This window comes from Enterococcus sp. DIV0660C, from assembly GCF_017316125.1.
GTDB lineage: Bacteria > Bacillota > Bacilli > Lactobacillales > Enterococcaceae > Enterococcus_B.
Genome location: NZ_JAFLWA010000004.1, coordinates 58,292 through 70,811 on the forward strand (window position 1 = coordinate 58,292; position 12,520 = coordinate 70,811).

The 12,520-nt window shown below is 36.9% G+C and carries 11 protein-coding genes; 1 reads left to right on the top strand and 10 read right to left on the bottom strand.

What is annotated here, in order from left to right; genetic code table 11:
* Window positions 1-69: 69 nt before the first annotated feature.
* Window positions 70-918, top strand: coding sequence for a MurR/RpiR family transcriptional regulator (locus DOK81_RS01130; RefSeq protein ID WP_206907313.1), 849 nt, complete (start codon window positions 70-72; stop codon window positions 916-918).
* A gap of 210 nt (window positions 919-1,128) precedes the next feature.
* Here the strand turns inward: DOK81_RS01130 and DOK81_RS01135 are convergent, their stop codons facing one another.
* The 10 genes from DOK81_RS01135 to DOK81_RS01180 form a co-directional block, all read right to left on the bottom strand.
* Window positions 1,129-1,356: a hypothetical protein gene (locus tag DOK81_RS01135; RefSeq protein WP_206907315.1), complete on the bottom strand. Its 228-nt coding sequence runs from the start codon at window positions 1,354-1,356 to the stop codon at window positions 1,129-1,131.
* Window positions 1,357-1,578: 222 nt separating this feature from the next.
* Window positions 1,579-2,415, bottom strand: coding sequence for an MBL fold metallo-hydrolase (locus DOK81_RS01140; RefSeq protein ID WP_206907317.1), 837 nt, complete (start codon window positions 2,413-2,415; stop codon window positions 1,579-1,581).
* An 11-nt stretch (window positions 2,416-2,426) separates the two neighbouring features.
* Window positions 2,427-3,554 (bottom strand): glycoside hydrolase family 88 protein, encoded by a 1,128-nt coding sequence (locus DOK81_RS01145; protein ID WP_206907319.1) that lies wholly within the window; start codon window positions 3,552-3,554, stop codon window positions 2,427-2,429.
* 13 nt (window positions 3,555-3,567) lie between these two features.
* Window positions 3,568-5,523, bottom strand: coding sequence for an alginate lyase family protein (locus tag DOK81_RS01150; RefSeq protein WP_206907321.1), 1,956 nt, complete (start codon window positions 5,521-5,523; stop codon window positions 3,568-3,570).
* Window positions 5,524-5,534: 11 nt separating this feature from the next.
* Window positions 5,535-7,301 carry a beta-galactosidase family protein gene (locus DOK81_RS01155; RefSeq protein ID WP_206907323.1) on the bottom strand — a complete coding sequence of 589 codons (1,767 nt, stop codon included), beginning with the start codon at window positions 7,299-7,301 and terminating at the stop codon, window positions 5,535-5,537.
* Window positions 7,302-7,323: 22 nt separating this feature from the next.
* On the bottom strand, window positions 7,324-8,148 hold the full coding sequence (locus tag DOK81_RS01160) for a carbohydrate ABC transporter permease (RefSeq protein WP_206907324.1): 825 nt from the start codon (window positions 8,146-8,148) through the stop codon (window positions 7,324-7,326).
* The gene (locus DOK81_RS01165; RefSeq protein ID WP_206907327.1) at window positions 8,138-9,028 is read right to left on the bottom strand and encodes a sugar ABC transporter permease; all 891 of its coding nucleotides are present in this window, start codon (window positions 9,026-9,028) and stop codon (window positions 8,138-8,140) included. Before DOK81_RS01165 ends, DOK81_RS01160 begins: the two co-directional genes overlap by 11 nt.
* Before the next feature lie 75 nt (window positions 9,029-9,103).
* Window positions 9,104-10,444, bottom strand: a complete 1,341-nt coding sequence (locus tag DOK81_RS01170) for an extracellular solute-binding protein (RefSeq protein WP_206907329.1) — start codon at window positions 10,442-10,444, stop codon at window positions 9,104-9,106.
* 220 nt (window positions 10,445-10,664) lie between these two features.
* A complete protein-coding gene (locus DOK81_RS01175) occupies window positions 10,665-11,666 on the bottom strand; it encodes a LacI family DNA-binding transcriptional regulator (protein ID WP_206907330.1) in 1,002 nt (333 codons plus the stop codon).
* A gap of 9 nt (window positions 11,667-11,675) precedes the next feature.
* Window positions 11,676-12,293, bottom strand: coding sequence for a YitT family protein (locus tag DOK81_RS01180; RefSeq protein WP_206907332.1), 618 nt, complete (start codon window positions 12,291-12,293; stop codon window positions 11,676-11,678).
* Window positions 12,294-12,520: the final 227 nt, after the last annotated feature.

Consider the following 12,520-nt stretch of genomic DNA (forward strand, 5'->3'; position numbering starts at 1 on the left):
AAATTTTTTCGTTTGATTTTTTTTACAAAACATTATATCCTTTATTTAGAGAGTAAAGGGGGAACACATATGTCTGTATCCATTCGCTTACAAATAAGAACGATGTACAATGATTTCAGTCCAAAGGAGCAAGCCATTGCAGATTACGTGCTAGAAAATTCAAGTAAAGTAGCTCACAGTTCCATTAGTGATTTAGCGAATGAACTTGGAATCGCTGACTCCACTTTTTTTCAATTTACGAAAAAACTTGGTTACAATGGATTCAAAGATTTCAAAATGGCGATGCTCATTCAAGAAAATGATTTTTCTGCGATTGCGATCCATGAAAATATTGATCAAAATGATACAGAACTGACTATGGCACAAAAAGTGTTTGATTCAAATATCACTACTTTGAATGATACACAAATATTATTACGACAAGAAGATTTAAAAAAAGCGGTTGATTTGATCAACAATTCTGATCGGCTATTCTTCTTTGGTGTAGGTGGGTCTGAAATTGTTGCAACTGATGCTTATCACAAATTTTTGCGTTCGCCAATCTCAGTTTTTCACAGCACGGATTACCATATCCAATTAATGGAAGCTTCTCTTTTGACACCTACTGATTGTGCAATCTTGATTTCCCATACAGGTCAATCGAAAGAAACGATTCGTTTAGCAGAGACAGTCAAAGCTACTGGAGCCAAAGTAATCGTCGTCACGAGCCAAGCTCATTCCCCTTTGGCTAAACTTGGTGATGTGGTCTTTATTTCCATTGCAGAAGAGACAGAATTTCGTTCGGAAGCTTTAGCTTCGCGGATTTCTCAACTAAGTATCATGGACTCGCTTTACGTTATTTTGATGTTTTATAATCAAGAAGAAGCGCGTGACTCGATTTCCAAAGTTCGTCGAGTCATTGCTCGTAGCAAACAATAAAAAATTCCACCCACCATTAGTCGATTACCAATGGTGAGTGGAATTTTTGTTTAGATGCTGGAGGTAGAGTGTTTGTTGTTTCAATCAAAAAAGAAAAAATAAACCATTCCTACATCATAGAAAATAGCACTCATCCACAAAAAAAAACAGGCAACTAAGTTTTCCCTACCATTCTTCACTAGTTTGTCTGTTTTTTTGAATTATGTTTACTTAATCAATCACTTGCTTCACCTTAAACTCTTTTGTCTGCTCCGATTTTTCTTCTCGACTCGCTAATTCAAACAAAATATGTTCTCCACTCGATTCGTCTTCCACGATGACTAATTTTCCCAATGGCTGGCGTTGATCTTTCACGATTTGTGCTTCACGAATCAATTCTTTTGGATCACGTTTTGCTGCTAACGCATTTCCTAAATTAAAAAAAACTGTTTCTTCCATCCTGATTCCTCCCATTTCCACCGATGTTTGGCTTGTTCTCAAAGCTTGAACTCTTTACGCGTTGGAACCTATCTGCTGAAAATTCTATAGTGTTATTATACCATGCGTCAGAAAAACAATGTGCTTTGGACATACTCATTCATAAAAAAATAAATTGATTCTAAAAGTAGAAAAAAATGGAGCAAAACATTCGCACGTTTTGCTCCACTCTTCTCTTCATCCTTAGATTTCAATCTTCATCCCATCATAAGCTGTCAACATTTGATGTTCATCTGCTAATTCTTTCATTTCCTGATGTGTCAAACCGCCATTATGAGAGAAATGACTGAGAACATAGGTCGTCTTTTCATCACATAAACCTCGTTCGGATAACGTTTGAATCAGTCGTAAATTTTCGCCTAAATTCATGTGAATTCCACCAACATATGTCATGTTTTGTCCTGTACAATCCAAGGATATCGCATCTAGTTTCAATTGATTCCCTTCTAAATAATCCAAAACTTCATTGGTTGGAAAACCTGTATCATGTGTATAAAATAATCGCTTTCCTCCGCGTTCGATCACATAAATGAAGCAATCCCCATTTTTTTGACCATGTACAGCTGGTAATGTATGAACTTGGTACTCTCCAATTTGATACTTTTTAAATGGCGCTAATTCTTGAAACTCAATACGTTCAGGTTCAATCATTTTTTCCAGTTCAAATGCGCGATCAAAGAAGCGATGAACAGTTGCATTTCCATAGACAGTTAGCTTTTTGTCCAAATCATTAGCATAAGAACTCATTCGAAAAGCTAAATCTTCTGCATATAAATGATCACTATGCCAATGTGTGATCAGTAAATGTTCGATCTCATTGAAATTCAGTTGATGTTCCCGTAAATGAAAATAGCTATCTCCAGGAAAATCAATCAATAGATCACCATCATCTATCAAGGTTTGCGTTTGAGTTCGTAAATCTTTTCCACCATGTTCTCGTGCATAGCGACAAATACGACAGTTACAAAAAATGCCAGGAACTCTTTCTGCGGCTGCCGTGCCTAAATAATGAATTTTCATGTTGTTTCCTCCTACCAATAAGTTGCCCAACTTCGATATAAACGTGTCAGTGCCTCAAAATAAAAATAATCTCCCCACGTAGTACATTCATTAATTCCTGTTCCACCTGGCTTAGAGTATACGCCTTGAACTAACAGACCATTTGATTCTGGAACATTTTTTGTCGTGTAATTCATCAGATTAACCATGATTTTTTGCGCAGCTTCTTCATATTCTTGACGTCGTGGATCCATTAATGGTAACTGTTTTGCCAACTCCAACAAGCCACAAACCGTAATTGCTGATGCAGATGTATCTCTTTCTTCCTCGCCATCCACAAAAAACAGATCCCAATAAGCAATTTTATCTTCCGGCAAATGAGCTAAGTAGTAATCTGCTAAATGACAAGCAGACTCTAGTAACGTTGCATCTCCTATATGAGTAAAACTGATTGGAAAACCATAGATTCCCCACGCTTGGCCTCTTGACCAACAGGAATCGTCCGCGTAACCTTGCGCTGTCGCGCCAAAACGAGGGTTTCCTGTCTCAATATCCATATAATATGTGTGAAAAGTTGAATAATCTTTACGAATCAAATACTTCTGCGCCAATTTCACGTGATTTTTAGCTGCTTCTCGATAACGTGAGTCACCCGTTTCATCTGAAGCAAAATACAGTAAAGGCAAATTCATATTGCAGTCAATAATCATTCGACCTTGTTGTTCTTTATCAGATAGATCACCCCAAGCTTGGAAAATCTTCGCTGTTTCGTTATAACGTCGCATCAGAACATCTGCTGCTTGGAGTGCCATTTTTCGTGAAGAAGCTGTATTGTTTTCGCGATAGTCAGCAACTGCTGCTAAGGAATATAAAAAGCCAATATCATGATGGTTCAAAACGATTTCTTCGTCTAGTCGTTGCTGAAATACTTCTAGCTGTTTGGTAATCACTTGCTGGATTCGCTCGTCTGGGCGATAACCTTGAGCCAGATGCAGCATACCAATCCAAAAACCATCTGTCCAATCTGCATTTTCAACAGCTGGATAACGATAATTTTTAGAAACTGCTGCTGGTACTAAGGTTTCAAATGTTGACAGATTATCAATGATTTTTTGATAAACAAATTCAAGTTCTTGTGCGACTTTTTCTTTTGTTAGCATATTGCCCTCCAATTTAATACAAAACGATTTTTTCTTGGTCGGTAGCTACGACCACTCGACCATAATAGTATGCTCCTTCAACACAATACGCTCTTCGTCCATGGACAGGTTCTTGATGTTGGATCAAAATTAATTTTTGCGTGCGATCTTTCAACTGAATTTTGATTGCTTCCACTATTTCATCTGATTGTTGCTCTGCTTCTGAGTAAACGGGTAGTTTCTCAACTTTTGTAATCAGTCCCCGTGGGTTTAAAAGATAAGTGGTTGCAGCTGTTCCTTGGATATTTTTCTTTAAGACAGCACAAGTGATTTTTCGTAATTCATTGTAGGTTGGTGCGCTATTTTTTTCGTAGCATTTCCAACGTGTTTCTTTCGCCAAACATGAAATCTCATAGCCTAATTCTGGGAAAATCAGTGTCTTTTGTTTTTGCTGGACTACTGATGAATCAACATGAAAAAACGTTTCAATTTCATGGTTTCCACGACAAAGATAGTTGTCACTAACGAGGCTGAATCCTTCCGGAAAATGAATCACTTTACGATCAACGTACACTGGATCAGCTAATGTCAAGTAACCTAAATGACCACCTTCAAAAAACTGGACACCTGACTTTTCGCTGGCTTTTTGATTGATTGGTGTCGCAACTTTGACGCTGTCCCACGCATCTGTATGTTGATTAAAGTTTTTTTGATCCACCACGATGGTATTATGCGCTGTTGCTTCTTTGAAAGCCAGTCGATGTTTACTTAATTCATAGCTGTATCGACCTGAATCAATCAAAATGTCTTTTCCTTGATAAACTAAGTCAATATGGAGTAAATCATCATGTCCATGTCCGCCGCCCAGAGGTCCGCACTTAAACAAATGATACGTCAGCGGACTTTTGGCAATCATGATGCCGGCTTGCTCAAAATGATGAAAAGCTTCTTCCAATAAAAAGTGATTCGTAATCGGAAATTGACCTCTTCCTAAAGACATTTTTGCAAAAAAGGTTAAGTCTGCTTGATTTTTTTTTATTTGTCCATCTGGATTAGTTAAAATAACTTCTGCATATTGCAATAATCCTGTCATATCTTCTTGGTCGCTATCGCCATACATCGGTTGCTGACCGTTTGGTTTCACAAACAAGCTGGCTGCTCTTGCCAATTGTTTCGCATAGTCAACAATTTTTTCTGGCACATCCGTTTCTGCCCTTTGCGCGAGTTGTAAAATTTCCAATAAACAAAGCAAAACTTCATTGTGATACATAAAAGATTGTTCTCGTTGCATGCCATCTGCTTCTACCTGTAAAGCTAATGAATGCGTTAAATAAAAGAGACTTTCTACTCGCCATAAAGCTGCCTTCTCGAACGTGGGAAAAGCTAGACTTAAACTATACAACCCGGCAATTTCTAACACCTGCCAGTTGCTCTGGCCTCTTTCAATCGATAAATTTTCGTAGAGATACGTTCCTTGGCTCTCGAGAATTGCTTCCAACTCCTGCTTCAATTCGTCCGAGAAAAGTGGCAAGAAGCGATTCATTTCAATTAATTTCAACCAATTAACCACACGTAGCCCCACATCAATTGTTCGCCAGCTAGACTGTTTCGTTGTTTGATTTAGTGGGTTATGCTGAAGAAATGCATGTAAAAAACATTCAAGATATTCTTGATACTTTGGCTCTTCTGTTAACAAATAAGCCAATCCTACATCAACTAAAAAGCGATGGCGATGCAACATATAAAGCCATTCCATATCCCCATTTGGACTAGTTGACCACTCAATGTCTGCTATTTGCCAAAAAACAGGTTCGTGCGTTCTTTCCATATCCCACGCGTTATCAAAAAGATATTCTCCAGAAACAAATCGTTGACTTCTTACAAGTAGTTCTTCGCACCCATTTTCATCATTTTTCAGCAATTCTTCTCTAAATGCAATGAATTCTTCTTGACTTGTACAATTGAAAAAACCTTTAAAATTTTCCTCCATGTCACTGACTCCTATGCCATGATCGGTGTTTCAGAAAAATGGATCTCATGGATTGGCACACCCTCTGTTTCAAAAATGATGACTTCATTTATCCCTTTTTTCCAAAAGAAATCAGGAATAAATAAAGAGTGTACCGGTCCTTCTTGCCAATAGCGTCCCATATTTTCCCCATTCACAAAGACAACACCTTTACCAAAAGTACTACAATCTAAAAATGTATTTCCGACTTCCTCTAGCAATAGCTCAATCTTATAAAAACTTGGTGTTTTTGCGATTGCCGCCTTGGTAAAATCAATTTTTGCTAACTGCTTTGGCTGTAATTCTAATGGATAATGTTCCCAATCAGAGATGTAATGGATATCCTCCATCACCCCACTCCGAATACCTTTTCGTTGACTATCCGCAACGAGCTTAGGTCCATAATTATTTCGACCCATGTTTTCAACTAACAAACTCAATTTATTTTTTTCTTGGGTCAAGTCACATGAAAATTCTTGTCCTAATTCTGCCTGATACTGAGTTGCAATCAACTGTTGATTCATGAAAAATTGAACACGATCCAAGCCATCAACGACTTTCATTTTGGCAATGTGTCGTTTGTTCAATAATTGGCTACGATACAGGATATATCCAAAATTTTGACCGATTTTTTCCATAGGCAAAGTATAGTCATTGATTATGGGCTCACTGATTTCTTCCAAAACAGAAAACAAACTGACACTTTCCTTCACTGCATAAGAACCTAAGCAAGTTGTTTTTGGATAGACAGGTTTTGAAGTTTTAGCTGTTGGCACTTCTTCTTGAATCACTTTTTGAATAGCAAAATATTTTTCCGTTGGCATACCCCATTCTGTTAACGGCGCATCATAATCATAAGAGGTGATTTGTGGCTCATTCGTTGCTCCTGCATCTGAACAACCATTATAAAATCCAAAGTTCGTGCCACCTTGAAACATATAGAAATTAATACTCCCTTTTTTTAACACTTGGCGTACTTCTTCTGCTGTTTCTTGTGGGTCGCGACGAATAATTGGTTTTCCCCAAGAGTTGAACCACCCATCCCAAAACTCCATGCACATGTAAGGTTCATTCAACCCATTTTTTTCTTGGTAATTCTGTAACCACTTGAAGTTTTCATTTGCACCAGATCCAAAATTTGCTGTCGCTAAAATTCCTTCTTGTGGTAAAGTTCCAGCTTCTAAAACCTCTTCCCAACCACCATCTGAGGTTACTAAAGGAACATCCAAGTAGTGTTGCAGTTCTTCTGCTAAAAATTTCAAATACGTTTTATCTTCGCCATAAGAACCATATTCATTTTCTACCTGAATGAGTAACAAACTTCCCCCGTGTGTCACTTGATATGGCGCTAATTTTGGCAATAACACTTGATAATATTCCTTCACTGCCTGCAAATAACCTGGATGTTGACTACGAATGCGCATGCTTGGATCTGCCAATAACCAAGCTGGCAACCCACCAAAATCCCACTCTGCACAAATATACGGACTTGGTCGAACAATGATATACAACCCTAATTCTTCCGCTATATCTAAGAACTTCGTTACATCTGCAATTCCAGTAAAATCAAACGTTCCTTTTTTCGGTTCATGTAAATTCCAAGGAATGTACGTTTCCACACAGTTACAGCCCATCGCCTGCAAGTTTTGTAACGTTTGACGCCAATGTGTCGGGGCAATTCTAAAATAATGAACGGCACCAGAGATCAGCTTGATTGGCTGCCCATCCACATAAAACTCTTCTTTGATTTCGAAATTCATCCTGCAGTTCCTCCTAAAATTCTTATTTGATTGCAGAGTCTAGACCATTTGATTTGAATTTTGATTGCAAAAACATATAAAGCAAGACAATCGGAATAACTGAGGTCGCTAAAACGGCCATCAGTGCACCATAATTCAAAGGATCGTAGTTGTTTTGTGTCATGTTTTGAATAATCAATGGGACAGTGAATTTTTTTGAGTCGGATAAAACGATCAACGGAATCAAATAAGAGTTCCAATAACCCATAAACGTCAATAACGCTGTCGTGATAATACTTGGAGTCAACACTGGAACAGCAATTTTCCAAAAAATCGTCCATTCACTAGCACCGTCGATCCGGGAAGCTTCCATCAATTCATTGGGAAACTGCTGTGCATATTGACGCATCATAAACACGGAAGTTGTCGAAGCAACGCTCGGAATGATTACCCCGGCAAATGTGTTTGTTAAACCAAATTTACTTAAAATATAGAAAGTTGGGATCAATGTCGCAAAACTTGGAATCATTCGAGAAATCATCACTAAGTTGAAAATAAGATTGCTACCTTTGAAACGATATTTTGCCATGACATACCCAGCTAACGTGGTAACAATCGTAGAAAGTGCTGTCCCTACCAATGTGATGACAGCTGAATTGAACAACACTCGAATGTAATTATATTTTTCTTGTATCTCACCAAGGTTTTTTAAAAAGTGTGGCCCAATTGTAAAATTGATTTTTTCCCCTAATATCACATCGTTCGATTGAGTTGAAGCAATGAGCATATAAACATAAGGTAAAGCAAAGATTACTAAACCAATCAGTAAAACGAAATAAATAAGTAATGGGTTCAATTTACGCTTCATTGTTTTTTCCTCCTACAATAAACTGAATAATGGATAGGATTGCTGCAATGATCACCATCGTCCAAGCAATCGCAGAAGCTTTCCCGAAATCAACCATTTCAAAACTTGTTTTATACAAATTCACACCAACTGTTACTGCAGAAGATTCTGGTCCGAATCCATTTTTGAATAAAATGTTTGGTACTTCAAAGGCACCTAATCCATTGATTGTCGAAAGAATCATTCCCATCAACACAACTGGTTTCAACAAAGGGATCGTGATTTTAAAGAATTTTTGAAAACTATTGGCTCCATCGATATCTGCGCTCTCATAAATTTCTGACGAGATATTTTGCAATCCGGCTAAAAACAAAACTGTGTAATACCCAACATTCAACCAGATCGAGATAATGATAATCGATACTCGTGCCCAAAATGGATCCGTTAGCCAAGGAATCGGTTCCATTCCAAAGGTTGTTAACACCGTATTGAATAAACCTGTTGGATTATAAAAAGTTAAGAACACTGATGACACTGCAACAATCGATGTGATTGCCGGTAAATAGTACACTGTCCGAAAAAAACCTTTTCCTTTAATTGTTGGCTTATTTAACAAAACAGCAAAAATCAAAGCAAAGAAAATCGTGATCGGAATTGAAAAAATCATAAAAATAAACACATTGAAATACGATTTAAAAAACAATGGATCTTTAAAAATAGCTGTAAAATTATCTAAACCGATAAAATCAATCGATGTCGATACTTTTGAAAAACTAAATCCCAATGACATCACTGCCGGAATCAATAAAGTAATGATGAAAAATGCTAAAAATGGCAACAACATGATATAAGCTGTTCGGGAATAATTAGTAATGGCTTTTTTCTTTTTTGGAAATTCCATATCCAGATGCTCCTTTTCTGTTCTAAAAATAGGTTAGGACAGTATGGCAGCCCTCACTATCCTAACCCGTTTGATTTACTCGTTTATTTCTACGTTATACTTCGAAGAAAAATCTTCTGCTTGTTTCTTCAATGCTTTATCAACAGACATACCCTTATTCTTGATGTCATAGCTTGCGGCCTCAATATAATTGTCTAAATCTGCCGAGTAAGGGAACGCATAACCCTTGATACTATTTTGACTGATTTCATCTAGTGTCAATAAAATCTTTTGGTTTCCGTAGTAAGGAAACTCTTTTTGAGCAACTTCGCTTTGATAAGCAGTCACATTTGCAGGCAAACCACTTAGTTCCATGTACGCATCCAACGCATCTTTATCCGTTAGTGCAAAGGTGATGAATTGTAACGCTGCTAACGCATTATCTGATTTTTTAGGTACATAATAACTAGATCCACCACTCATTGGTGAAAAGTTTTTTGATTCGTCTACCGCAGGAATCGCACTGATTCGCCAGTTTCCTGCATCATCTGGATAATCCGTTGCTTGATAAGAAGCTAACCAGCCACCAGCAAAGATTACGCCACATTCTTGTCCAATCACTGTATAATCTTTTGAATTACCATAGGCTACTAAATCTTCATCTTGAAGTTTTTGAATGATGTCGTATGATTTTTTAACCGCGTCATCCAATAAATTTAATTTTCCATTTTTATCAAATAAAGACACACCTTGTTGTTCCGTCAAATATTTAACAAGATCCAATTCTCCTGTATCACGCATAAATAATAGCTTTTTACCTGTTTTTTCTTTTAATTTCTTCCCTGCATCAATCAATTCATCCCAATTTTTAATGGTTGTTACATCGATCCCAGCTTCTTTAAAAGCGGTTTCATTATAGAACATGCATGCATTCCCCCAGTCATTAGGAAAACCAAATACTTTTTTCGATGGTGCAATATTCCCCAACATGTTCATCTTTGCATCATAAAAATCTTTGCCGTACTCTTTTACAAAGCCAAAGTCTTCAGACGAGTAAAATAAATCTTCAAACTTATCAAAAACTGAACCAGCATTACTATCTTGCAAGAAAATCAAATCTGGCATTTTTTCATTTGCAACTAATTTTGGTGTTACCTTTTGAACCATCGGAATAGCGGGAGCTACATCCACCGGATTCAATTCTAATTCTGTATCATATTTCTGATTATAAAGCTCAATGGATTTTTGTAAGTAATCGGTATTCTTCCCTTTGGGAACATACACCTCAATACTTGCTTTTTTCACGCGTTCTTCTTTTGCCAAATCCTTAGCAGAATCTGCTCCTGCTTCTGCTTTTGAATCACCACCACCACAGGCTGCCAAACTAACTACTGCCAATAATCCTAAAGCACCGCTCAACAATTTTTTGTACTTCATAAAGTACCTCCTAAATTTTTGTAAACGCTTTATTCATTCGTAGAATACACGAAAGCTAGGCAAAGGTCAATAAGTTTAGTGAACTTTTTTATTTTATTCACTAAACTTATTTCACCTAATTTTTATAAGGTTTTTTCACAAAAAAAGAGAGAGATGACAAAAACTTGTCATCCCCTCTTTTCAAATAGACAGCGAAACAATCATCAACCACTAGTCGAATTTAATCGCCTGTGCTCCCACGCAGACTGAGTTCCGTCGCAATAATTAATTTTTTAGCCACTTGTCTTCCAGTTTCTAATTTCTCCAACAGTAACTCCACACTTGCTTCGCCCATCAGTTCTGTATGTATTCTCACTGAACTCAACGTTGGAAAAATATGTTTAGCAACACTCGTATCGTTGAACCCAATTAACGATACTCTTTCAGGTACCTTGATTCCTGCTTCCAGCAACGCTCTTAGTGCACCAACCGCTAAAGGATCATTTGCAATAAAAAATGCGGTTGGCAAATGTTGCCCTAACGTAGCGATTGCTTGTTTCATCATTTCATAACCACTTTCGACATCAAAACCACTTTGGAATACATTTTCCTCTCGGTAGACGTCACGGAAACTTGTGTATTTTTCAAAAGCAATGGTTCGTTTGTCTTTTCCAACAGGATGGTTAGGCAATGTTTTACCGTAGTCCAAGCCACCGATAAATCCAATATTCTTATGACCGCGCGCACAGAAAAAGTCAATCACACTATTCACAGCCTGATCAAAATCTAGGGACACAGAATCATATTTTGTTGAAAGAATATCCATTCCAACAAAAACTAGGTTATCTGTGAAATCAATTAATGATTGTTGCTGCTCTGGTGTACATTCGCCAATCGAAATAATACCAATTACCTCTTCATCAAATATACGTGTATCGTTATAAAAATAGCGCACAATCTCATAACCTTCATCCAAAATCTTCTTTTCAGCACTCATTCTTAGCGAAAGATAATATACATCATCGAGCTCATCTTTTTCCGTCATCCATTGAACGATCGCGATTTTTCCTTTATCAATGACGCGGTTCCGTTTATATTTGGTATATTCTAGTTTCTCTGCCGCTTCAAAAATTCGTTTTTTTGTCTCATCACTCACTGATAACGTTTGATCAAAATTCAATACTCGAGAAACAGTTGTCTTAGAAACACTTGCTAAATCTGCAATGTCTTTAATTGTTGCCATGTTAGCACCTCATTCTTCAATCCTTCGTTTTAATAAAAAATCTAAAATATACGAGTTCAGTAAACTGAACAAAATACCTATCACTACTGATTTTACCCCATAAGTCAAAAATCCCAAAGCTAGTACCATCACATTTATGTAACGGATTCCTCTGGCAATACTAAATTCTGGATGTTTTTTATTGATTGCTAAAGCAATGACATCCATTCCTACCGTAGAAGCATTCGCGGAAATACAGCAATAATACCCAATCGCGATAAAAACACAGGCAAAAAGAAAATCAACGACCAAATTGATTTGCACATTGAGTTTAAGTAGATAAAACATCGTAAAGAACAGGTTATAGCAAATACTGCTAACAATTGATTTGAGAAAATTCCCTTTCCCTAGAAAGAACCAACAAAAAATCAATAATAAGACTGTTACACCAGAAGTTAAATAAAAAATTGGTATTTGCGAGATTTTTTCTAAAATCATCGCCACACTTGTTACCCCACCATTGATAATATTATTCGGTTTCATCCAATTTGCGTAAGCAAATCCTAAAAAAACATTTCCAACAATGATTTTTAGAATATTTTTTTGTTCTGTTGTCGTTATTTTACTTTGAATCACAGCTTTTCGCATTCCTACTCTCTCCTAACAAAGCGCTTTCATTTTATTCTAGTAGAACTATACCATTGATTCACCTATTTTTTCAAATAGTTTAGTGAAAATTCAGTAAAACATTTTAGGCGTTTGTTTAAACTTCTAATTTTACACAGAAAAAGAAGAACGAGTACAAACCAGCTCGTCCTTCTTTTTGTCAACTTTCATTTACAGTGTTCACCATTCAAAACAAGTCTAAATGCCAC